This window comes from Vibrio wakamikoensis, from assembly GCF_050337275.1.
Lineage (GTDB): Bacteria > Pseudomonadota > Gammaproteobacteria > Enterobacterales > Vibrionaceae > Vibrio > Vibrio chaetopteri.
In genome coordinates this window covers 79,336-101,439 of the sequence record NZ_JAKJST010000029.1, presented here as the reverse complement: position 1 = coordinate 101,439, position 22,104 = coordinate 79,336, and the positions used below count along the sequence as shown (strand labels likewise).

21 protein-coding genes are annotated in these 22,104 nt (G+C 46.3%); 9 read left to right on the top strand and 12 right to left on the bottom strand.

The genetic code is table 11. The features are described from left to right. A partial coding sequence (locus L4C42_RS17720) for an aldehyde dehydrogenase (RefSeq protein WP_429761497.1) occupies window positions 1-1,179 on the bottom strand: 1,179 nt, incomplete at its 3' end. 574 nt (window positions 1,180-1,753) lie between these two features. Here L4C42_RS17720 and L4C42_RS17715 point away from each other — a divergent pair. Further along, the gene (locus L4C42_RS17715; RefSeq protein WP_429761495.1) at window positions 1,754-3,343 is read left to right on the top strand and encodes a diaminopimelate decarboxylase family protein; all 1,590 of its coding nucleotides are present in this window, start codon (window positions 1,754-1,756) and stop codon (window positions 3,341-3,343) included. Window positions 3,344-3,395: 52 nt separating this feature from the next. Here the strand turns inward: L4C42_RS17715 and L4C42_RS17710 are convergent, their stop codons facing one another. Together L4C42_RS17710 and L4C42_RS17705 are read right to left on the bottom strand one after the other, a co-directional pair. Further along, window positions 3,396-3,992: an alpha-ketoglutarate-dependent dioxygenase AlkB family protein gene (locus L4C42_RS17710; protein WP_418643013.1), complete on the bottom strand. Its 597-nt coding sequence runs from the start codon at window positions 3,990-3,992 to the stop codon at window positions 3,396-3,398. Window positions 3,993-4,008: 16 nt separating this feature from the next. Next, window positions 4,009-4,800, bottom strand: coding sequence for an MBL fold metallo-hydrolase (locus L4C42_RS17705; protein WP_418642560.1), 792 nt, complete (start codon window positions 4,798-4,800; stop codon window positions 4,009-4,011). 137 nt (window positions 4,801-4,937) lie between these two features. Here L4C42_RS17705 and L4C42_RS17700 point away from each other — a divergent pair, with 137 nt between their 5' ends. Continuing rightward, window positions 4,938-5,894, top strand: coding sequence for a GlxA family transcriptional regulator (locus L4C42_RS17700; protein ID WP_353498868.1), 957 nt, complete (start codon window positions 4,938-4,940; stop codon window positions 5,892-5,894). Between the two features lie 68 nt (window positions 5,895-5,962). Here the strand turns inward: L4C42_RS17700 and L4C42_RS17695 are convergent, their stop codons facing one another. Beyond that, the gene (locus L4C42_RS17695) at window positions 5,963-6,601 is read right to left on the bottom strand and encodes a hypothetical protein (protein WP_429761492.1); all 639 of its coding nucleotides are present in this window, start codon (window positions 6,599-6,601) and stop codon (window positions 5,963-5,965) included. A gap of 446 nt (window positions 6,602-7,047) precedes the next feature. On the opposite strand from L4C42_RS17695, the gene L4C42_RS17690 reads away from it, so the two are divergent. Continuing rightward, the gene (locus tag L4C42_RS17690; RefSeq protein ID WP_429761502.1) at window positions 7,048-7,692 is read left to right on the top strand and encodes a PilZ domain-containing protein; all 645 of its coding nucleotides are present in this window, start codon (window positions 7,048-7,050) and stop codon (window positions 7,690-7,692) included. Window positions 7,693-7,759: 67 nt separating this feature from the next. On the opposite strand, the gene L4C42_RS17685 is transcribed toward L4C42_RS17690, so the two are convergent. Further along, window positions 7,760-10,120 carry a Lon protease family protein gene (locus L4C42_RS17685; RefSeq protein ID WP_353498865.1) on the bottom strand — a complete coding sequence of 787 codons (2,361 nt, stop codon included), beginning with the start codon at window positions 10,118-10,120 and terminating at the stop codon, window positions 7,760-7,762. 246 nt (window positions 10,121-10,366) lie between these two features. Here L4C42_RS17685 and L4C42_RS17680 point away from each other — a divergent pair, with 246 nt between their 5' ends. The 3 genes from L4C42_RS17680 (at window position 10,367) to L4C42_RS17670 (ending at window position 12,402) form a co-directional block, all read left to right on the top strand. Beyond that, a complete protein-coding gene (locus L4C42_RS17680; RefSeq protein ID WP_353498864.1) occupies window positions 10,367-11,266 on the top strand; it encodes a hypothetical protein in 900 nt (299 codons plus the stop codon). 4 nt (window positions 11,267-11,270) lie between these two features. Beyond that, a complete protein-coding gene (locus L4C42_RS17675) occupies window positions 11,271-11,795 on the top strand; it encodes a GNAT family N-acetyltransferase (RefSeq protein WP_429761489.1) in 525 nt (174 codons plus the stop codon). A gap of 145 nt (window positions 11,796-11,940) precedes the next feature. After that, window positions 11,941-12,402, top strand: coding sequence for a fasciclin domain-containing protein (locus tag L4C42_RS17670; protein WP_353500176.1), 462 nt, complete (start codon window positions 11,941-11,943; stop codon window positions 12,400-12,402). Window positions 12,403-12,484: 82 nt separating this feature from the next. Here the strand turns inward: L4C42_RS17670 and L4C42_RS17665 are convergent, their stop codons facing one another. The 3 genes from L4C42_RS17665 to L4C42_RS17655 form a co-directional block, all read right to left on the bottom strand. After that, window positions 12,485-13,084, bottom strand: coding sequence for a DUF4136 domain-containing protein (locus L4C42_RS17665; protein ID WP_353498862.1), 600 nt, complete (start codon window positions 13,082-13,084; stop codon window positions 12,485-12,487). Between the two features lie 91 nt (window positions 13,085-13,175). Then, complete coding sequence (locus L4C42_RS17660) at window positions 13,176-13,880, bottom strand: lipid-binding SYLF domain-containing protein (RefSeq protein ID WP_353498861.1); 705 nt, start codon at window positions 13,878-13,880, stop codon at window positions 13,176-13,178. 100 nt (window positions 13,881-13,980) lie between these two features. Further along, entirely contained in the window at window positions 13,981-14,562 is a 582-nt protein-coding gene (locus tag L4C42_RS17655) for a class I SAM-dependent DNA methyltransferase (protein WP_353498860.1), read from the bottom strand. A gap of 180 nt (window positions 14,563-14,742) precedes the next feature. On the opposite strand from L4C42_RS17655, the gene L4C42_RS17650 reads away from it, so the two are divergent. Together L4C42_RS17650 and L4C42_RS17645 are read left to right on the top strand one after the other, a co-directional pair. After that, window positions 14,743-15,621, top strand: a complete 879-nt coding sequence (locus tag L4C42_RS17650; protein ID WP_042502669.1) for a LysR family transcriptional regulator — start codon at window positions 14,743-14,745, stop codon at window positions 15,619-15,621. A gap of 195 nt (window positions 15,622-15,816) precedes the next feature. Next, a complete protein-coding gene (locus tag L4C42_RS17645; protein ID WP_418642563.1) occupies window positions 15,817-16,494 on the top strand; it encodes a cation efflux transmembrane domain-containing protein in 678 nt (225 codons plus the stop codon). Window positions 16,495-16,502: 8 nt separating this feature from the next. On the opposite strand, the gene L4C42_RS17640 is transcribed toward L4C42_RS17645, so the two are convergent. Together L4C42_RS17640 and yddG are read right to left on the bottom strand one after the other, a co-directional pair. Next, a complete protein-coding gene (locus L4C42_RS17640) occupies window positions 16,503-17,108 on the bottom strand; it encodes an START domain-containing protein (RefSeq protein WP_429761486.1) in 606 nt (201 codons plus the stop codon). Window positions 17,109-17,259: 151 nt separating this feature from the next. Next, window positions 17,260-18,177 carry an aromatic amino acid DMT transporter YddG gene (gene yddG / locus L4C42_RS17635; RefSeq protein WP_353498858.1) on the bottom strand — a complete coding sequence of 306 codons (918 nt, stop codon included), beginning with the start codon at window positions 18,175-18,177 and terminating at the stop codon, window positions 17,260-17,262. A gap of 204 nt (window positions 18,178-18,381) precedes the next feature. Here yddG and L4C42_RS17630 point away from each other — a divergent pair, with 204 nt between their 5' ends. After that, the gene (locus L4C42_RS17630) at window positions 18,382-19,917 is read left to right on the top strand and encodes a phospholipase D family protein (RefSeq protein WP_418642565.1); all 1,536 of its coding nucleotides are present in this window, start codon (window positions 18,382-18,384) and stop codon (window positions 19,915-19,917) included. A 59-nt stretch (window positions 19,918-19,976) separates the two neighbouring features. Here the strand turns inward: L4C42_RS17630 and L4C42_RS17625 are convergent, their stop codons facing one another. Both L4C42_RS17625 and L4C42_RS17620 read right to left on the bottom strand, forming a co-directional pair. After that, window positions 19,977-20,792, bottom strand: a complete 816-nt coding sequence (locus L4C42_RS17625) for a nitrate- and nitrite sensing domain-containing protein (RefSeq protein ID WP_418642566.1) — start codon at window positions 20,790-20,792, stop codon at window positions 19,977-19,979. Between the two features lie 10 nt (window positions 20,793-20,802). Then, window positions 20,803-21,909, bottom strand: coding sequence for a methyl-accepting chemotaxis protein (locus L4C42_RS17620; protein WP_353498855.1), 1,107 nt, complete (start codon window positions 21,907-21,909; stop codon window positions 20,803-20,805). Window positions 21,910-22,104 lie beyond the last annotated feature (195 nt).

Genomic DNA, 22,104 nt, shown 5'->3' with positions numbered 1-22,104 from the left:
GTTCTCGATGTTACCAGAGTAGATACATGCAGAGTGCTTGTTACCACGTTCAGCAGCTACTGCGCGCTCGATAGCTTCGTCGATGTTCGCACAACGAACAACTGGAAGTACTGGCATCATTTGCTCTACGTGTACTAGTGGGTGATCGTTCTCAACAACCATAACCGCTAGACGAGTCTCTGATTCAACACCGATAGACTTAAGGATTTCACCTGCGTCTTGACCAACGTGTTGTTTAACTGGGTGCCATACGCGAGCAATTTCTTGCGCAGTACATGGCTTAGCACCATCGATTTCATCCATAGTTAGGATTTGTGCAGTTAGCTTCTCAGCCTCTACTGCAGAAAGAACGTAAGCGCCCGTTGCTTCAAGCTTAGCTAGGAACTCGTCAGCGACTGCATCTTCAACGAATACTTCTTTCTCACCGATACATAGTAGGTTGTTATCGAAAGATGCACCGCCGTAAACGCCAGCCGCAGCTAGGTCTAGGTTAGCAGAAGCGTCAACGATGACAGGTGGGTTACCAGCGCCAGCGCCTACACCTTTCTTACCAGATTGTAGGATTGCTTTCACTAGACCTGGGCCACCCGTACCAACAAGCATGTTGATAAGTGGAGACTTAGCGATTTCATTAAGCGTTTCTAGAGTAGGCTCTTTAACCATAGTGACTAGGTTTTCAGGACCGCCTGCTTCAACGATAGTTTTGTTGATCATGTCGATCATTACCGCAGACACTACTTTTGAAGATGGGTGAACGTTGAACGTTACCGCGTTACCAGACGCTAGCATAGAGATAGCGTTGTTAACGATAGTTTCAGTTGGGTTAGTGACAGGCGTAACCGCACCGATAACACCGTAAGGTGCGCGCTCTTCTAGAGAGATACCGTTATCACCAGACCATACTTTCGTTTCTAGAACTTCAGTACCAGGCGTCTTAGCAGCCGTTAGCTGGTGCTTAGCAATTTTGTCTTCTACACGACCTAGCTTCGTTTCTTCACGAACCATTTTCGCAAAGTCTTCAGCTTTAGCTAGAACTGCACCACGAATAGCAGTAAGGATAGCTTCGCGGCCTTCTTTTGTAGACGTTGCGTAGAACTCAACTTGCGCTTTATGAGTTGCTTCAATCGCAGCGTCCACTGTTGCGAATACACCTTTAGCTTTATTGATATCAAAAGACATAATGATTACCTCGTGAAGAATGAATGGTCTGTATAACTATTTTTATAGAGACAGGCTTTATAAAGACGGAACTCTTGTTGTGCTTACTGTTTAATAACGATGGATTATGTTTGCTCTATCACGGAACGGAGTGATTTGGCTTGCCGTTATTGAATGACTATAAATTAGCCACCCAGCTTCAAGTTGTAACGTCACTGAGAGTCAATATATTTGAACGAACAGAAGCAAAAAGGACACTTTTTACCCACGACGTTACTTGACTTGTTGTAAACACAATTCATTTACTCACAAAATGTTAACCAAGCTCACAAAACCACGTATGAGCTTGCGTAGCACCGACAAATCTCGCTACTTACTTGATACTGGAGTGTATCTGTAACCCCAAAGTAACTTACCTAGCACGGCAATCTAATGTTAACGTTTCATTCAGCAGCAAAATCAATAGCCAGCAATACATTAGACGCCAGTGTAAGTTTTTTTGACTCTGGGTGACGTGTTGTTTTTTCCACCGCCGAATACACTAGGTACCAACAAATCAGTTCATACCTTTTCAACGATTTCGTGAGGAACGAATATGAAATATCAAGCGCGTTTAGAAGACTCAGTAAAGCAACTAAGTTCTGTATTAGAAGAGCAACAGCGTCTTCTTGCTGAACACAAAGCAAACCAGAACTACGCTGAGCGTCTACAAAACATCCTAACGCCAACTGACGAGCTAACAACAAAAGGCGACGACCTATACATCGGCGGCTGTAAAGCTTCTGACTTGGTTGAGCAATACGGTAGCCCGCTATTCGTTCTTAGCGAAGACACACTACGTGGAAACCTACGTCGCGTTAAAGCAGCATTCGGTTCAAACTGGCCAAAGCCTGTGAACGTGATGTTTGCAATCAAATCAAACACTAACTTTGCTGTTCGTGCTATCTGTCACGAAGAAGGCGTGGGTGGTGACTGTTTCGGTCCTGGTGAAGTTGAAGCAACTTACATCGCAGGTGCGGATCCAAAGACTATCGCACTAAACGGTACTGTTAAGCCTGAGCTTGCTATCCGCAAAGCGATTGAGTACGGCTACGCAGTCCACCTAGACTCGTACGAAGAGATCGAGATTGTTGAGCGTATCGCTCGCGAAGTGAAGCCAAAAGAAAAAGTACGCATCGCTGTACGTCTGAAAGTTATCCCAGAAGATTTCTTCAACGACTTCGAACCAGATGCATACCCATTCCCTAACTTCATCGGCGCGATGAAGTGGATCAAATTCGGTCTGCTAAAAGAAGAAGCGAAGAAGATCATCAACCGCGTGAAAGAAATCGATGTGTTCGAATTCTACGGCTTCCACACTCACCTAGGCCGCTTCTCTAAGCAACCTGAAGGTTGGGATGCGCTATACCGTGAGTATGCACGCAACGTTATCGAAATCTCTCGCGAGTGTGGCGTTCAACCATTCCAAATCGACCTTGGCGGCGGTTGGCCACGTGAGCGTGAGCCAGAGTGTCGTAGCGCTGAGCACATGATGAACCCGAACACTATCGAAGATTACGCGAAAGTAGTGTGTGCAGGCATGCTAGAAGAATTCAACAAAGAAGGCTTCGAGATCCCACAACTATGGCTAGAACCTGGTCGTTACATCGCTGGTAACATCGGTACACTACTAACGTCAGTATACGTAGTGAAAGATGACCAAGAGATGGACTACACCTACACAATGGTTGACGCATCAACTTACCTAGCGACGCTAGTTGAGTCTCAAGAGTCTAAGAACCCTGTTCTACCAGCAAGCAAGATGAACCAACCACTTGTTGAGAAGACAACTGAAATCGCAGGTCCAATCTGTATCCCATCAATCTGGGAAAGCGGTGCACGTATGCCAGCTCTAGAGCCAAAAGACGTTCTAGCTATCATGGATGTGGGTCACTACGCAGAGTCTCAAGCGAGCCAGTTCAACTCTCTACCACGTCCTGCAACTGTGCTAGTTAAAGACGGTGAAGCTGAACTAATCAAGCGTGCTGAAACCGTTGAAGATGTGTTCGCAACTCAAATTCTTCCTGAGCGTCTAAAGCAAAAGAAGAAAAAGCCAGCTGCGAAGAAGCCAGCAACTAAGCGTGCTGTAGCAAGAACGCCTAGCTACGCTAAAAATACAAAGAAAGCGGCATCTGCAAAAGCATAATCAAACTCTGATTTAGCTAATCAAAAGCTCCCTACGGGGAGCTTTTGTTGTTTTAAGGAACCAGAACTTTTCGAAAAGTTAAATTTATCCTTGGCGCCACAGGTCGCTTAGTCTTCGGAATGGTATGTTGCCAATAATGCTGAGTTTCTCCAGCCATTATCAGTAGTGATCCGGATGCTAGATTGAACTCCAATTTCTCACCGGTCGACTTGTGTTTGAGCAAAAATCGCCGCTCACCACCAAAGCTAAGTGAGGCAATCACTGGATTGGTGCCAAGCTCGGGCTCATTGTCACTATGCCAACCATTTGAATCCTGGCCGTCACGATACAAATTGGCGAGTACCGTATTAAACCTATGTTGCGCGTATTGTTCACACAGCGCCTTTAGCTCAGCGAGTTTGGGATACCAGGTCTGAGCCTCTAACTCTAAATTAGAATAGCGATAACTGACATCCCCATACCAAGCTTGAAGTCTCGGGATCGGGTGCACTTTTCCAAACAAGCGAATGTTATCTTGTCGCCAATTTAGCGCGCTTTGTAACTCATGGAACACCGCCTCAGCAGAGTCATGGTCAAACAGTGTTTCAATGTAAAGCAGGCGACCATTTTCAACCTCCTGCCATTCATATTGATGCTCTAGCACGCTCAGCCCCGCTATATAGCTCTTAAAATTCGAATGTTTCACCATCCTCTGGAACCGATACTTTGTCAACTAAGCCATGAGCGTTCAACGTTCGCTTCAGCGTTGTTCTATCCACCGGGCAGTGATTCAACGCTTCCAAATGGTTAGCGATAACTTTGCCTGGTGAACGCTTAATAAATTCAATGACCTCATCTGTTGGCATAAGGAGTGGCTGACCAACGTCCATCTGTGCTTGACCCGCTGCAACAACAGTAATGTCTGGCTTAAGCTCAGTGAGTGCCTTATTGACGTCGTTTGTTAGCACCGTATCGCCACTAATGTAGATGCTTGGTTCGTTAGGTAACTCAATATAGAAACCACAACCGTTGGCCATCACTTTATGAATCCAACCATGTCCATGCTGCGCAGGTACCGCAGTAATTTGTCCGCCCAAAAATGGGGTCGGTTGCCACGGTTCCAAACCATTTTCGACAGTCATGCCATACTTTTCCAGGTACGCCTTGTCTTTGCTTGGTGTGGTAACTGGAATCCGGTTTTCAATCAAAAAAGCTTCACCAGCAGGATCTAGGTGATCGCCATGTTGAAGAGGCTTAAAGCCAAAGGTTTGACTGTGCGTCACGAGTGCATGAGTCACTTTAGCAAGTAGCTCATCAGCATTCGCGGGTAGATTTACCGTTGGATTTTTTTCCGCTTTGAATCGAAACACAGAAAACGGAGGCATGGACCCTTTGCTACCCAACATAGGGTCGATAAGAATAAAGTGATCGCCCGATTCAATAACAAATGTCGCGCTTCTTAGATGATGAATTTTCATAGTAACCTCCGATTCTCAAGATGAGTCCATTATGCAGCTGTTGAGAACTGTGCAATACTGTCCCTAGTGCCAACTATCGCTCAAATCAGGCCAACCAATTCATCATTAAGGTTTACTTCTATTTACGGTTTAGTTCTATGCAGCCCTATAAAATCGCGCTAGTTGCGCTCAATGATATTAGTGCTTTTCATCTCTCCGTCCCGTGTCTTGTTTTTCAAGATGTGTTTCTTGGCCAACAGGCTGCGTTTGAATTAACCATTTGTAGCGAAGAGAGTGAGCAAATAACTCTTAGTAGTGGATTTCAAGCCTCGGTAAACGCGGGGCTAGATAACTTAGAGCTAGCAGACATTATAGTGATCCCAGGTTGGCCAAATCATCTACCCGAACCTAGCCATACGCTCATCTCGAAATTAAAGGCCGCTCATAAAAGGGGAGCTATGGTGGTTGGTCTGTGCCTTGGTGCCTACGTATTGGCTAAATCGGGGTTGTTGGACGGTCGACGGGCAACTACCCATTGGGGATACCAGAAGGAGTTCATCGAGAGATTTCCTAATGTCATTATCGATTGCGACCCGCTATTTATCGAACAAGACAATATCATCACTTCTGCGGGCACCGCCGCCTCGCTCGATTGCTGTTTGCACATTGTACGCACTCTTTGTGGCAGCGAAGTCGCGACACAACTTGCTCGGATAATGGTAGCGGCACCGTTTCGAAGCGGTGGTCAGCAGCAGTACATTCCTAATCCAATCGCTAAGCAGCCTGACAAAGTCACCAGCTTTGGACATGTCATCAGTGACGTAGAAAGAAATCTAACCCAAAGTTATGATCTTGATGGCATTGCAGAGCGCTGTGCAATGAGTCGTCGCACTTTTACCCGCCAGTTTAAAGCCGCTTATGGCTGCACTTTTGGAGAATGGCTCCTTAATCGGAGATTGGCACTTAGCCAACAGCTATTAGAGTCAACTGATTACGGCATCGCTACCGTTGCTGAGTTATCGGGTTTTGGCTCCGAGAGTGTGTTTCGTAAGCACTTCTCGCGCAGTTTTAATGCCTCACCATCTCAATGGCGAGTGACATTTAAAGGGGGGTAACGGAAGGTCTCAACCAGGGGGTAAGCGCATATCCCTTGCACTCAACAATAGAATGTGAATACCAGGCCTCAATTGTCATCGAAGCCAGCGTATTCACGCCACTCTTGGATATCACGAGGGTCACCAAACTGGCGAAAGAATCGAACAGAACTTTGTGGCGCCTTACAATCAAACTTATCCTGGCAGTAGTTTGTCAATTTATAGTGACTTTGGTAGCCGTCACTCCAAGCATCATAGGCAAGGTGGGACTGCTTCCAAAACGCATGATCCACCTGCCCTTTGGTTGCGAGAAATGGATAGCTTGGTTTGGATTGTTGGATAGAATAAAGAGCACCGCCATATAAGTTCACCAACTTTGATAACAAGTCAGCGCCGATTTCTTCGATGGTCAGGGCTTTAATTTTCTCAATGTCACCACCGACAAGCGACGCAACTCGCTCAGTTAAGAAATCCATATCGATATGTGGTTGCAACTCATAGGCAAGCCAATTGAGGCGCTCGCCGATTTCATCAAGGAACTCTTGCTTGGTAAACTGCCCCTCGCGAAGTGCTCGGTTGTAGTTAACCACATTTGGATTTTTGCGCGCCAAATAATCTTGGAGCTCAGGGTAGTCATTCAGCGAGGAGTGACTTTTTGCCAGCACGTCCAGTAATGCTTCTTGATTTACGAGCAACTTCCCTAGCTCATTTTTGATACTTTTGTTCATTTCGACCTCATTATTGATCTGAAGGCATGATATATAGAACTGTACATATAATCAACAGCAATGACAAAACACCCTACCTATCAATCTAAAATCCTCCCTGGTTAGCCATTTTATAAATGCTAGGATTTGTGGCCTTCTTTTGTGAGTACCCTCTTTGGCAAAAACAAAAGTTGTGCGGTTGAACTCAATATTGACATCTAAGTCAATATTTTGACTCCTGAATTCTTGTTTTTGATTGCACTTTAATGAGCGAAACCCTAGAATTTTGTGAACACGGTTCAAAAATACAACACGTGTGACTCAAAGCAATTCATATAAAATATCCGAGATAAAGGTTTGAGTGTAGGTAAGAAAACGTCAGGAATTATCAGGCAGTGACGCAACAACAAAAATCCAATCCTCCATCACGCACGACGCAAACACTGAACAGCACCGATGCTCTCGCTATGATCGAGCATGGTGGCGACGTGACATTGACGGTTAATACACCTGTCGGCACTTCTTTTCGCTGTGCGACCCAATTTATTGGTGCTCATTCTGAGCATCGTATTTTGCTGGAAACGCCTAAGATCGATGAAAGTGATCTCAAGTACTTCTTTCAAGAGGGGTTTTGGCTAACAGTAAGAGCGATTTCTCAGCGTGGCGAAGGAGGAATTGTTCAATTCCGCGCACAGCTACTTAATATAGTTGAAGAGCCCTTGCCGATTCTTATTCTGTCTATCCCGCAGTCGATGCAAGTGACCAACCTTAGGAAAGAACCAAGGTATGAAGTAAACCTTGAGGCGATGCTAAGCACTGGGCACAGTCAAACGCGCTGTGAGCTAAGAGATATGTCAAAAAGCGGCTGTCGGTTTATTCTGCCAGCCCTTGGCAAAAGCTTAGTGGTAGGCCAAGAAGTGGCGTTAAACGTTGCAGCAGGCACGCAAAAAGGGCGATACTTCCCGCCACTATCTGGACTTATCTGCAACCAACAAAAATCCAGTCATTACACCGCTTACGGTATCAAATTTGATGAAAAAGGTGAGGCGAATGCCAAAGAGCTGCTCTCCCACCTTAAGTTTGATGGCACAAAACTCAAACTTCGCGCCTAACAGTTAGCACCTAAGCTGCTTAAAAAGTGGAATCGTTAAAAAGCCAAGCATTCGCTTGGCTTTTTAGTTACTTACGCAATGCGTTGAGTCTTGCTTGAGCGATACCAAATATGGTGTCGATGGGGTAACTGCCCTCTAGCGAAGCGGTACCCGCCTCTTTGCCAGTGAAGAGCTCGATCGCTTCGGTCACATGATCGATTGCCCAAATATGGAACTCACCTTTATCGACAGCCTTAACGATGTCAGCACGTAGCATCAAGTTATGAGCGTTAGAGCGTGGAATGATTACCCCTTGCTCGGAGTTACGACCCTTGATCGTGCAAACATCGAAGAAGCCTTCAATCTTCTCATTTACACCGCCAATTGGCTGCGACTCACCAAACTGGTTCATTGAACCTGTAATGGCTATGTCTTGTCGATTTGGTTGACCCGAAAAAGCAGAAACCACAGCGCAGAATTCCGCCATACTGGCACTGTCACCGTCCACGCCACCGTAAGACTGCTCAAAAGTGATCGTGGTTGTGAGTGGTACTTTGGCAGTTTTTCCAAACACAGAGGACAAGTAGGCGGTGAGTATCATGACGCCTTTAGAGTGAATGCTGCCGCCAAGATCGACACTACGCTCAATATCAATCACATCACCGTCGCCGTAGGACGTGGTGGCAGTAATTCGGTTTGGCGCTCCAAACATATGATCGCTGGTCGTTAACACCGAAAGTGCATTCACTTGACCAATCGCTGAGCCTTGAGTGTGGATTAACGTCGTACCATTAATGAAACCTTCCATCACGTTATCTTGCAATCGATTGACTCGCATCTGCTGGTATTCCAATGCTTGGTCGACATGCCCCATACGGATCAAATTAGACTTTGCATTCCGCGCCACATAGTTCGACTCTCGCAGCAAATTGGCAATGTGCGCAGAGTGAAGCGACAGTTTGTTTTGATCACCTGATAGACGCGAGCTGTGCTCAATGATACGAGCAATGGCTTTGCGGTCACAATGCAACATGTTGTTATCATGAACGATACTGGAAATAAAACGCGCATAATGCAGCTCGGAGTCCGCTGTTCGCGGCATTTCATCTTCAAAATCAGCTGTGACTTTGAACAGCTCACTAAACTCTGAATCGTAATGTTGCAGTAGTTGATAGGTACGGTAATCACCAAACAAAATTATTTTCACATTCAATGGAATAGGCTGTGGATCGAGTGATACCGTCCCGGTCAGCGTCACCTCTTTTTCAAGAGAGGTAAAGCTTAGCTGACGTGCACGCAGCGCCCGTTTTAGACCATCCCAAACATATGGCTGCTCTAACACCTTAATTGCATCCATCAGCAGCACGCCACCGTTCGCTCGATGCAAACTACCTGAACGGATTAAAGAAAAGTCGGTGAAGACTGTGCCTTTGTAGGTCGCGGTCTCAATGTAACCAAATAGAGAGTGATAGTTTGGGTTTTCCTCAACAATGATTGGAAAATCACTGCAAGACTGCTTCACAATCAAGTTCACTTTGTAACGTCGCGGGAATTTTTTATCAAGAGAAGCCGTAGCAATTTCTCCCTGCTCATTCCCTTCTTCAAGGAAGATATCAACGTTCTCACAAATATCCTGCTGAAGGGCGCTAAAGTACTTTTTAATTTCTGTGTAACCGTTGTATTCTTTTTTCAGCTTTTTGATCAGGTGACTGATCACCCCAAGGGTCACTTCTTCATTAAGCTTTTGAATGTTATCAGTGAAGGTCTCTTCCCAATCGGTCAGCTCTCTGGCCATACCACGCAGACTCACCTCAAGCTCATCAATGGTGGTACCAAATCGCTCTTGCTCTTCCGGTGGCAGCTCAGAAAAGCTCTCATCAGTATGTAAATCTTCACCATTTAGGGCGACAAATTGGTAATCCCCCTGCGGCGTAATAGTCAGGCTGATGTCTTTCTCTTTCGCCTCTTCGCTGAGCTTTTGCAACTCAACTTGCTGCTTGCGAGCCAAGTCATTTTTGAGTTTATCTGCTCGGCCAAAATAGAGTTCATTGTCAAAAGCCATTGGAATGGCTTTCACCAGTTTCGAAATCAGCTTTTCAACATCTTTCTTCAGCTTCTCACCCATACCACACGGCAACTTTAATACCTGCGGCGTACGAGTATCGGCGAAATTGGCCACATAGCACCAATCATAGAGTGCTTCAGTGTCGTGAGGATGGCGACTTAAATAGCGCAGTATCATGGTACGCTTACCCAGGCCGTTTTGGCCTATCGCGTAGATGTTGTATCCTTTTTCCTTAATAGACATTGCGAACTCAACCGCTTTTTGAGCACGCTCTTGACCGACAATTTCATCAATCGGATCCAGTTCTTTGGTCGACTTGCATGGCAGTTTTTTCAGTTCTGCGGCATGGTATAGCTTGTTAGCTTCGAGTCTTTGAATCGCCATCACCAGCTCCTACTTTTTTCCCTTATTGATTTCAGTTTAGCTGAATTGGCTTTACATTTTAGTGACTTACTAGGTAAATACGTTTAACTGGTGACTTTTTGCACAATCTCCCATTTTTCATCGCACGCCTCATCATGTTTGCTCTCATCTCATTTACTAAGAGAATCAGTTTGGTTATGGTTAGTGCTGGACGTTTCAATTTCAAAGCAATGTACTGAATTAGATGGCTTTGAAACAAGGAGTGATATGGAAAAGATCGTTGCCGCCAGCAGAGTGCTACTTGCCATTGCTATTTTGGCCTTGGCTTGGTCTATCTATATTTTCACCCTCGAAGCCAAACAAGTCAGGGTCGAACTGCCCACTCTAATCAAGCAAATCGACCAAACGGCGCAGCGCATTACTCCCGTGGTCGAAGAAGTACAAAAAATCCAAGCTATCATCCCTAGCATTCTTGAGCAGAGTGAGAAATACCAGCAAGCCATTCCCGAAGTACTCGCAAGAGTTGACGACATGAACCGTCAAATCCCAGTCATTCTCAATGAAGTTCAATCTGTCACAGCGGCCATTCCTCCGATTCTTGAGCAATCAAATCAATGGCATAGCTCTTTACCTAGCCTTCTAGAACAAGTTGAACAAACCAATAAGACGATTAGAGCGACCAACCAGCAAATTGCCGCCACCAACAAACAAGTCCCTGCCATACTGGCCGAGAGTGAAGCGCTGCGCGTCGCGATGCCTGAAGTGATTCGCCAGGCAGAATCTTTAGTACAACAGGCAGAGCAAGCAGGACGTGAAGCCAGTAAAGGGGCTGTTACTGGTGTGATTGGCGGCATATTGTCATCGCCGTTTCAGCTTGTAGACTCGCTCACGTCACAAACCTTCGGAGTCGAAGATAAAAGCTTCTCCGACAAAGACCAACAGCTACACAAGCAAGCGGTAGAAAGCCTCCTCCGTGACCCAAGCGCTGGACAAACCATTCCATGGGAAAATTCCAGTAGTGGTAATTCAGGTACGGTAAGTATCCAATCAACGACTCAAAATGGCAGCTCTACTTGCTATAACATTTTAAGCCGACTTACCATCGCGAAAGGAACTGACAAAGGCACTCACAGCATCGTCACAGAGCGTTGCGTAGTGAGCCAATAACACTATGAAAATACACTATATTGAAGATAGCTCCGTATCCGAAGAGCTCAACCAAGGACTGATCACCATTCTTAGTAGCTGCTTTACTAAGCCTAGTGATAGTCGTTTTAAAACCCAACGCTTTTACAACGAAATGCCTCAGCATCGCTGGTACATAACCGGCGATCATGACCATCACGTTATTGCCCACCTGGCCGTTCATGAGAAGACCATTACTGCTGCGAGAAAAGCAATCCCTATCGCAGGTGTTGCCGAGGTTTGTGTCCACCCAGACTATCGCAAAAAAGGCTTGGCGAAAGCCTTAATCGAAGAAGCCCACCAGTGGATGGAGCAACAGCCGTTTCATTACTCAATACTGTTTGGTCGTGACGAAGTCTACACCTCAAGTGGTTACAAACGAGTCACTAATCTTTCGCTGCTTCCCAATGAGCCTTTGGCTCAGCCTACCCCGGTTTCAGTGATGGTCAAAACGCTGAACCAGCACAGCTGGCCAAAACGAACCGTGCTACTTCCTGGTCTTACTTTCTGATGTTTTTCTACGTGGCGGCGTAAACGTAATTTGTTACTTGCTGCCAGTGATCGATAGCGATACCTCACCGTAACAGACGTCTGCGAATACAAACAAACAAAGGATCACAGATATGAAGACTTTACTAACACGTTCGTTTGCAGCAATGGCAGCGCTACTTCTATCCTTCTCAGCTCTCGCTGATCATCATGGAATGAAAAAAGACATTGTTGACGTTGCGGCTGAAAACGGCTCCTTCACAACACTCGTGGCAGCAGTACAGGCAGCTGGGCTGGTCGACACATTGAAAGGTGACGGCCCATTTACCGTGTTTGCGCCGACCGACGACGCTTTCGCAAAACTGCCTGAAGGCACGGTCGAATCTCTGCTAAAACCAGAGAACAAAGATAAGCTGGTAGCGATTTTGACCTACCATGTGGTGCCAGGAAAAGTGATGGCGGCGGATGTGATGGGACTTGATAAAGCAACGACAGTGCAAGGCTCTGACATCATGATTACGAAGAGTGACGGCAAAGTGATGGTCGACAACGCGACCGTCGTGGCAACTGACGTCAAAGCGAAAAACGGTGTGATTCACGTCATCGATACAGTCATAATGCCAAAATAAATCAAAGCGATTTTGACAAATTGCGGCATTGCAAAGGCCGAAGCTTAACGCTTCGGTCTTTGCTATTTAAAAACGTCGTAGGTTAGCGAGAAGGTAAATCGTCCAGCATAGCGCCAATTAAATTCTTAAGCTCTTCACGCTCTTCTGGGTTATCGATTCGATTTTCAGTCGGCCCCTGAGCTAAGGCTCGCCACCGTGGAAATGCGCCTACCGAATCAAACACTGCGATGTACAAACTGCCCTTCTCACTTTTCTGGCCTGTCAAATCAAACTGCACCCCAGTCTTAATTTGGGTGCTGGCAAATATTTGCTCATCATCCATTGCCGTTTCAGTTGCAATACCAAAGTCAAGGTGCATCGTCGCAGCCTGACCATCTTGAACCGCAATATAACCCTTAGATGTCAGCACTTCATCGATTTGCGCTTTGATTACAGAAAGGTAATGTTCGGCGTCAAAGTCTTCAGAAACTCTCGCCACAGGCAAATTAGTGCGCCACGAATAGGTCACCGCCCCTGACTGGGGTAAAAAACCAAAGTCTCCGGTTTTAGCAACACCATAAGAAAAGTTAAGGGGGGCAGCCGGTTTGGTGGTCGTCGTACACCCCACCAAAGCCAAACTTGTGAGAACCAAGGTCATCACTGCGTATTTCATAGACTGGTGCTTTATAGGCAGATGTTTCATAAACAAGTGTCCTGTGCGATTAAAGTCGGTTGCATAAAGACAATAATGCACGAAAAAACAACAAGTACAAATTTAACTCATCGCTTGATGACTAGCGGTAGACAGCCCGATAGGCGATCCCTTCCAATCGGCGACGTAGGTTCTGCGCTTGGCCTGATTGATGATCGTAGTTGGTGAGTACCTTATCGACAGAAAAGTCGTCACCATACAAGGCATTGTTCAACTTGTCGTCTAATGTCATGTTGAAGGTGTCAATGCTGCCACCAAAGTAAAGTCCTTTGTTTTGCGATACCATCATAGCGCTAATGCCGCTGGTACCACCGACTACTTTACCGCTGACACCATTTCCAATCGTCACGTCGGCTGTACCGCCTATTTTGGTTGAACCAGACTGCAATTGCTCAACCACATCATCAGAAAGAATCACACCCACACCGTTAATTTTCTGCGCGCCCGCTAATAGGCCAAACATCGCACTGCGGAAGGTCACAAACACAGGTTCACTCCAGTGGTGTGCATCTCTGGTAAGCAAAATGCCCTTGCCCCACTGCACGCCCAATAGAAACCCCGCCTGGCCTCCCGATGGGAAAATCACGATGGCTTTGGCAACGCCAGTGACATTCTTCACGGATTCCCAATGCGATACTGAGTCGAACTCATCAATGTTTTGCGCTGCTTTTACTAAAATAGCGTTCGCTTGCTCAATCATTTCTCGGTCGCCAGAATAAGCGTGACTACTAATAAGCAATAGGGACGCGAAACATGACCAAATCCAGCGCTTTGATTTTAGAAACATAATCAACCTATCCAAAAACTAGCCTGTTAGCATAACAAAAAAAGGTGGTACCAAAGGCACCACCTATTCGGAGATCAGATAATTAGTATTGAGTTTTACGTTACTTGCGACCAACACCCATCAGTACTTTTTGTGTGCCTTTCGAGGATTCAATTTCAAAAGCAATAGACACATCGACTTTTTCGAATCCAGCATTGAGGAGTACTTCTTTAGCACGCTTCTCGGTTATACCAAATCCTGCATCATCACTTTCGACCGCCCAGTCCCAATGAACAAACATGCCGAACTCATCCAGCAAGGTGTAGATCACATTAACGGTATCTTGAAGGTTATCAACGAACCCACAAACAGAAGACGCAACGACAAGATCGAATTGATTACGAAACGCAGGGTGCTGGGCAACGAGACCGCGCGTTAACAGATCCACGACTGGCTCTACGTTGTCTAAGCCTTTTTTGTCTAGCTCTTCAATCATGGCTTCAGAGCCATCCAGCGCGACAATATCTTTGGTCGTGGGTGACATTAATTGGCTCAAAAGGCCAGTACCACAACCAAAATCTAAAACTGATTTACCTTTCAACGAGGTCATTTCTGAAAGCGCGTCATAGCATGACTGAGCAAAGACCGCCGTCGCATCGTTATTTTCCCATGTCGCGGCGTACTCATCCCACTCATTAGACATAGTTTACTCCATTGTTTTGCTAGTGCTGAACATAATATAAGCACTTCATTTTAATCCTTGATGACTAGGCATAGATTAAACCAGAACGCCAAGCAATTCCTAGTGTTATCTTCGTATTCTTTGGCACACGTGCTATGATTTTTGCTCCCTTGATTTACTGGCGTTTTGCGATCAATGTCTATCAATCTTTCTCAAATAGAAGCTTTCTGTGCCGTGGTTAGCGCAGGCTCCGTGTCCGAGGCGGCGCGAGTGCTAGACTGCAACCGAACCAAACTTAGCATGGCTATCAAAGCACTAGAGAAAGACCTCGACACCGATCTTTTTGTCCGTACAGGCAATAATGTGACGTTGTCAGAAACAGGGAAGGCAATTTATAAAGACTGCGAAAACCTGCTTGTCACCTCGGCTCGCATTCGACAAACCTGTGCTCAGGTGTCTGGCGACTTTGCCACCGAACTGCGCATTGCTCATGATGACAGCCTGCCAGACCAAGTTTGGCAAGATCTCACATTGGAACTTAACCAGCGTTACCCTGCTCTATCACTCAACATAGTACTGGCCTCATCTGGTGATTTGGCTGACATCGTTGAAAAGAAACAGGTCGATTTCGCCTTTGGTGTTGATTTTGAAAGAGAGGATGACCCAAGACTCACCTACCAGCCTCTTGGAAAAATTCGCATGATGTCGGTGTGCCGAGCCGACCACAAGTTGTCGAAACTGCCTCGTGTCTCTGATGAAGTATTACGCGATGAGATGCAAGTGTCGCTCGCGTATCTCAACTTGCGTGACAACCCTGAGCTACTGCCTTTCTCATTGAAGTACATTGGTTTTTCAAGCTTTGAATTCATGCTAAAAACCATCCTTTCCGAAGGTGCTTGGGGCGTTCTGCCTGAGCCACTTATCCGTCAGCTCCTACGTGAACAGACACTGTCTGTTATCAAACATACCTACGGTCTAACACAAGAAGACTTCTGTATGTTGACCTCATCAGGCATGTCAGAGCACCCTGCGATGACTTGGCTCGCCGACCAAGTCAGTGATTACTTGTTTACCTTCTAGTTGCTCACAAACAGATGTGCGTGCCATCAGTGGGCGTCATTAATCCTGACAGCACAACCCATAGATTAAGCTATTGATTTTAAATAATATTACTAACCTTTACTGCCCCTACCCTCACTCAGTGATACAGTTAATGTTTGAAAGTTAATCACCCCGGCGAAATAATGGCCTTAATTCAAACAAAAGGTAAATCCCATGTCTTCGCTAACGCAACACAACGAATCATCAGTCTTGAGAGTATCAGCCATTATAGCTACTGGCTTCGCTGTCGCAGGCCTAGTGGTTGGTGTGTTGATGGGCTCGCTGGTCATCGCTTTTGACGGTGTTTATTCTCTGGTCAGCTTGCTGTTAACTTTATTGTCACTGGCTGCTGCGCAGCAACTAAAGAACCCGAAAAGTCAGGCTTGTAAATACGGCCGTCAAAGAGTTGAATCTTGGGTGATCGCGATTAAGGGTGCCGTTATTCTGATGATCGTGTTGGCGTCATTGTACTCCGCTATCAGCTCTATGTTTACCGGTGGTCGTCCAGTCGATACCACTGTCGCGACATTGTTCGGCTTGTTTAACGTCATGGGCTGTACTTACGCATGGTGGTACATAGCGTCAAAGAACAAACTAATGTGTGCAAACCTTATCGAAGCGGAAACAAAACAGTGGCAAATGGACACGCTACTCAGCGTAGCGGTAATGGCTGGCTTTATTTCTGCTTGGGTAATGGAGTTCACACCGTGGTCACACCTAAGTGTTTACGCAGATCCTGCGATGATGATTATGATCTCTGCCTACTTCATTAAAGTACCAGCACAGATGTTGTTCGAGGCTTGCAAATCGCTCTCAAACGCTGATGAGGCCAGTGTTGCTAGCAACTCATAAGCGCAAGCTCAATCTATGACATTTGGATGGGAGAGATGCTGATAATCGGCAATCTCTCTCTTTAATCCCTTAAAGGTTTCTATAGCTCCTTCTATTGTTAATTGATTGGCCAACCAATCTGGCAATGCTCCCCCAACATCAGCAAACGCGGTGTAGACGACAAAGACCTGCCCATCGTCTATCTTGGTCAGTTCCCAACGAGACCGCACCTTATGGATACGAATATAGTCTGGTTGTGGCGCGAGGTAATCCGAAGCATCACTGATCTCCAGCACAAATCGCTTTCCAGTTTGGTAGTACCGCGAGTAAGTGACCATGTCTCTGTTTTTAGCAGGCCAGGGGGCAGCGAAGGTGGTATACACGACATTTTCATTCGGTGAGAGTTGAGCCAACACCTTAGTTTGGTCGACATTGTGTAGCCAATTCGGCACATTCATGGTGTCTTCAAACAATCTCAAAAATGCCGAAAACGTGGTTGATACATCGGCATGAACACGAATTTCGATTAAGCCACTATGGTGTTCACGCTTGTACAAAGTCACGGCATCTTGATTGTAACTTACTAGCCAATGCTTTCCGCTGGGCGCAGCAGCTGCAATTGGGGTGTTCAACAATCCCAGACAAACCAGTATCACCCCGTAAACGTTCCATTTTAAGCCCGCTCGCCGCCGCATTTCGCTTTGCCTTTTTCACCAAACCTGTCCCTATTACGATAGTAAAGTGAAAAAAGATTGCCTAATTTGTTCACATTGAGTGTGCACAGCGCTAGGCGTTGACTTTTTGTTCAACTGACTTTGGCTCTCTCGTTGCCCAAGCACACAGCAGAGACCCAAGAGTAACCATTGCCACACCTTTCCAGAACGATTGAGTCAACGCAACGGAAAAATAGAACGAAGAAAACACCGTTGAAAATACTGGTGTAAAGTAGGAAAACGTCGCAATAAGCACCATATTGCCGCCGATGATTGCTTGATTCCATAACGCATATCCGGCTCCCATAATGACCCCAGCCAACAGCAGCGTAGAAACAGAAGAGAAAGTAAACATCATCTGACTTTCATCACTCAACGCATACTGTATCCACAGCGTGACCGACGTCATCGTAAAAAACAGCACAATGGCATTTTTTCCACCGCTCATTTTAGGGGTAATGTTGCAATACAGCGCCCAAATAAATGCCGCGGCGAATGCCATGGAATATGTCAGCGGGTTCGTTGCTACATTGTTTTTAACGCCCTCGATAGATAAAGAAGCATCTCCCGAAATGCACCAGACGACCCCAACAAATGCCAGCACCACACTAGGGTAAACAAGAAGGTTTACTCGGCGACCACTCATCGCCACTGCGAGCAATACAGTCAGCGCCGGCCACAGGTAGTTAATCACCGCCATTTCCATGGCTTGCTGACGATCATTTGCCATCCCTAATGCAAGCGCAAGACAGATCTCATAACTGACAAACAGTCCGCCACCAAGCAACACGTAGCTAAGTCGATACTCGCCAATCTTTGGTCTTCCCATGACCAACATCAGAGCTAGTGTACTCACGCTATACATTAACGCCGCGCCGCCAATCGGGCCAAATAACTCGGCAATATCCCTTGTTAGCGCAATCACACAGCTCCAAAGCAAAATGGCCATAATGCCAAACAAGGTATATTTATTGGTGCCTAAACCTGCCATCAGTACTCCTAATATCCGGCAACTAAAAACGAGCAAGATTCGTTATAAGTAATTGTTATGCAACCTAGTCGATTTCAATTAGGCTATACTTAATTGCTATGAAATTTATCAGTAAAAACGCCAGCGACCCAGTGCAAATTCTATGATGAGCCGTTACACTCTCGCTGCATTTCTAGAACTCAATCGAATACCAGCACTTTAACTATGCCCAACATTTTGTCTATCAAAAATTTTTTCGCTCTCTTGCTCATCGTCACTTTGAGCGGATGTGTCTCTTCCAGCATTGACCCTAGCCGGTACGAAAAACAATCTTCATACACCATCATCAATGATGAGCCAACCAAACTCGACTTGTATTTCGCAAGAGAAGTGGCCTCCCATTCTCTGATTGATGAAACCGGGTTTCACCCTCTGGATAAGGGTCACGATGCGCTACTCGCTCGGCTGGCGATCATCGAAACCGCTCAATCCAGCATTGACGTACAGTACTATATTTTCCGAGACGACGAAGCGGGAAACCTGATCGCGTGGCGACTATTCGAAGCCGCTGAGCGTGGCGTGCGCGTACGCCTTTTGCTCGACGACATGCAAAAATACGACGACAACGATCTGCTGCGCTTTAGTAGCCACCCCAATATCGAAGTGCGCATGTTCAACCCGCATCACCTTCGCTCTGCGCGCGGCATAGCAATGCTCAGTGACTTTGAGCGACTAAACCACAGAATGCACAATAAGTCGCTGACTGTAGATGGTGTCGTATCCATCATTGGCGGACGAAACGTTGGTAATGAATACTATTCCATTGAATCTACCGTAGAGTTTTCCGATCTAGATTTGATGATGGTGGGTAAAGCCGTGCGTCAAGTAAATCGCCAGTTCGACCTTTATTGGAACAGTGATTACAGTGTGCCAATCGAGTGGATTGCACCAAATCAAGATCTTCGCTATACCGATGCTGACGTCGAAGCTTGGGTCAACGAGCTCGGTCTTGAAGCGAAATTCTCTGGTGGTCAATATGATTTCGCTAAGCTCCCGCTCTACAACGATTTAGTCAATGGTACGGTCGAACTGTATTGGGGCATCGGTGATCTGCTCTATGATTTACCCAATAAACCGGACAGTAAGCAAAGTACCCTTATCGACAGCTTGAGCGTTGTGCTCGACGACTCGAAAACATCGCTCGTATTTATCTCACCCTACTTTGTGCCAACCGAGCAAGGCACCAAAGATCTCATTAATGCCGTTGAACAAGGTCTTGAAGTCATCATTATTACTAACTCACTGGCGTCGAATGATGTCTTTGCCGTGCACGGTTGGTACGCTAAATATCGTGAAGATTTGGTCAAAGGCGGTGTAGAACTGTGGGAAGTGAAGTCCAATGCTGAAATCAAAAAGAACTGGAGCTTAACAGGGAGCAGCCGCTCAAGTCTTCATACCAAAGCGATGGTCATTGATAAGCGTAAAGTGTTCGTTGGTTCAATGAACCTCGACCCTCGTTCAGCCCATCTTAATACCGAAATGGGCGTTGTTATCGAGCAACCTGAGTATGCAAATAAGGTCTATGACGCTATCGGCAAAGAAATCTCAAAGACCGCTTATGAGTTAAAAATGGTCGATGGGGACTTGATATGGTTTGACCACGCGACAGGGGAAACCTTGACGTCTGAGCCAGACGCCAGTATTTGGCGCCGCATGGGCGCTTGGTTCAGTGGTATCTTACCGATTGAGGAGCAGTTGTAACCTTACCCTCGCAAAGCGCTCTGAGGTAACAATACTTCAGAGCACTCAAGTCTAGCATCTTAAACATTGTCACCAAGTGCAGTAACCCGCTCGTCAAATACTCGAAAAACCTCATCTAGAGCGGCTGTCGCATCATCAAAATATTCAACTGCGGTAACGCTCGGGACAAGCACGAGCACTTTATTCTCTATAGTCCCGAGAAGCTTCTTAACGGTAGGAAAATCCGAATGACGTTGCGCGGTGACAAAACGGCGAATCGACTGGTGCAGATACTTCAATCGAATTCGCTCAACGCTACTGCACGTCGCTTTGGCCGCCACACCAGTACCGAGAGCTCTAGCCTGTCCGACACATTCAGCGACCCTCAATAAATCATTCCAAAGCAGTGCGATGGACTCGCCTTCTCTCTGTGGCAGCTCTGTCAAACGGTAATATTGGGCACACTCCTCCACTGATTCAAGCAACGAAGCCAGCAGTTGATTGTGAGTGGCAAGATTTTGCTCTGCCGACCACTGCTTAAACTGAACACGAACCCTTGGCCAGTTTTCTTCAACACTTCGCCAACTGCTAGTATTGCGGACACCCTCATCCAAGTGAGTCAGTGTCTGCAGATGATTATTAATGTCGCTTTGTAGCGTTGGAAGGCGAGATTGCAATTTGTCGTCTCCACACAGCACACCATTGGTGATTCCTCTGTGTTGTTGAATCGCCGCCAGAAGCTGTCTAAGTGTGGTTAAGTACTGCAATCCCGAGCGCTTTGCTTGCTGGCTCTTACTCAGCGCAAGTTTCCTTTTCCACACAAAAACAACCATGCTCAAACAGGCAAAAAGCATTACAACCGTTGCTTGAAGATTGGCCATTACAATATCCATCATCATTCACTCCCTATGCAGTCAGCTTTTCAAGATGCTCAGCCACCTGAGCGTTGTCAGCGGCAGTCTCGGCGTTGTGTTTTGCCGTTAGCGCGACCTGCTCCATATTGCTCGATATTTCCTGAATCGCGATTGCTTGTTGATCGGATGCGGCTGATACGCCAGCAACTTGATCGGTAATCGATGCCATGGATATGCCCATCTCCTCCAACGTGTTTTGAGCCACCAGCGTCTGCTCAGTGCAACGCGTGTTACCCTCGCGAACTTGCTCTATCATCGCTGTGACATCACTCATGCTCGCGGTCACTTGTTCAACATGAGAAGTAATGGCATTAGCGGACTCATGACTTCGCTTAGCGAGGCGGCCAACTTCTTCGGCAACCACACTGAACCCGCGACCATGTTCACCAGCTCGCGCCGCTTCAATCGCAGCGTTGAGTGCCAGCAGATTGGTTTGCTCGGCAATCTCTCGAATAAACTGGGACATCTCCGAGACCGTGTATAAATTGCTCTCCAGTGTAACGATACTCTTCGCCGTTGAGCCTACTTGAGATTCCACTTGCTCAACACTACTTTGAACGCTCACAAGCGCCTGATTGCCTTGTCCACAAAGAACATTGCCTTGCTCAATTGCCTGCAAGGTTTGCTCAATGCGAGTGGATACATCTTCAATACTCTGTGAAATTTCCGTTGCCGCTGATGCAGAAGAGAGCGTCGACTCCGCCTGCCTATCACTGTCCTTGGCCGCATCGGCTGCATTGCTTGCCAATTCTTGAGCACAAAATGCCATTTCTGAACGCACTGCTTCCGCTTTGCGCTGTTTTCGTTGCATCAACTGATGAACATCATCAATGGCGTGGAAGCTTGAATAAAGTAGGCCAAGTGATTGAGGTACAGAAGGCACCTCACCATGCCTTAGCTGCTCAAAGTGCTCATTGAGTACTCGCATTTCTCGATTCAATGTGAACAGCATCAGCCATGCCATCGTCGCAATGGATAGCAATACCAAAAAACCCGCTAGCATCGCATTCAGCGCAAACAGCACCACCGATGACAACAGCACTAGTAGAATGAGCAAATTAAGTATGCTTAACGGTGTTGTGCGCAAGATAAGTATCATCTTTCCCCTCCTTGGCTAAAGACCCACTTTCTTTATGTCTATGATTGAACTGCAACTTTCGTTCCAGACAAAAGTTGAAAAACGAATTTGTATTGATACTAAGTAGCGCTAAGGCTTGCATGAAAACTAGCGGTTGCACGCTTAATGCGCACAGCTGGACTAATGAGGGGCATTGCACAGTGAAGGTTCAATGTA

Excerpts from the sequence above, each read along its gene's own strand:
- L4C42_RS17660 (WP_353498861.1), bottom strand. The coding sequence starts at position 13,880 with ATGTTTCTAAAATCAAAGCGCTGGATTTGGTCATGTTTCGCGTCCCTA.
- L4C42_RS17680 (WP_353498864.1), top strand. The coding sequence starts at position 10,367 with ATGGAAAAGATCGTTGCCGCCAGCAGAGTGCTACTTGCCATTGCTATT.
- L4C42_RS17690 (WP_429761502.1), top strand. The coding sequence starts at position 7,048 with ATGATCGAGCATGGTGGCGACGTGACATTGACGGTTAATACACCTGTC.
- L4C42_RS17665 (WP_353498862.1), bottom strand. The coding sequence starts at position 13,084 with ATGAAACATCTGCCTATAAAGCACCAGTCTATGAAATACGCAGTGATG.
- L4C42_RS17625 (WP_418642566.1), bottom strand. The coding sequence starts at position 20,792 with ATGATGGATATTGTAATGGCCAATCTTCAAGCAACGGTTGTAATGCTT.
- L4C42_RS17675 (WP_429761489.1), top strand. The coding sequence starts at position 11,271 with ATGAAAATACACTATATTGAAGATAGCTCCGTATCCGAAGAGCTCAAC.
- yddG (WP_353498858.1), bottom strand. The coding sequence starts at position 18,177 with ATGGCAGGTTTAGGCACCAATAAATATACCTTGTTTGGCATTATGGCC.
- L4C42_RS17700 (WP_353498868.1), top strand. The coding sequence starts at position 4,938 with ATGCAGCCCTATAAAATCGCGCTAGTTGCGCTCAATGATATTAGTGCT.
- L4C42_RS17655 (WP_353498860.1), bottom strand. The coding sequence starts at position 14,562 with ATGTCTAATGAGTGGGATGAGTACGCCGCGACATGGGAAAATAACGAT.
- L4C42_RS17630 (WP_418642565.1), top strand. The coding sequence starts at position 18,382 with ATGCCCAACATTTTGTCTATCAAAAATTTTTTCGCTCTCTTGCTCATC.
- L4C42_RS17695 (WP_429761492.1), bottom strand. The coding sequence starts at position 6,601 with ATGAACAAAAGTATCAAAAATGAGCTAGGGAAGTTGCTCGTAAATCAA.
- L4C42_RS17670 (WP_353500176.1), top strand. The coding sequence starts at position 11,941 with ATGGCAGCGCTACTTCTATCCTTCTCAGCTCTCGCTGATCATCATGGA.
- L4C42_RS17685 (WP_353498865.1), bottom strand. The coding sequence starts at position 10,120 with ATGGCGATTCAAAGACTCGAAGCTAACAAGCTATACCATGCCGCAGAA.
- L4C42_RS17620 (WP_353498855.1), bottom strand. The coding sequence starts at position 21,909 with ATGATACTTATCTTGCGCACAACACCGTTAAGCATACTTAATTTGCTC.
- L4C42_RS17715 (WP_429761495.1), top strand. The coding sequence starts at position 1,754 with ATGAAATATCAAGCGCGTTTAGAAGACTCAGTAAAGCAACTAAGTTCT.
- L4C42_RS17645 (WP_418642563.1), top strand. The coding sequence starts at position 15,817 with ATGTCTTCGCTAACGCAACACAACGAATCATCAGTCTTGAGAGTATCA.
- L4C42_RS17705 (WP_418642560.1), bottom strand. The coding sequence starts at position 4,800 with ATGAAAATTCATCATCTAAGAAGCGCGACATTTGTTATTGAATCGGGC.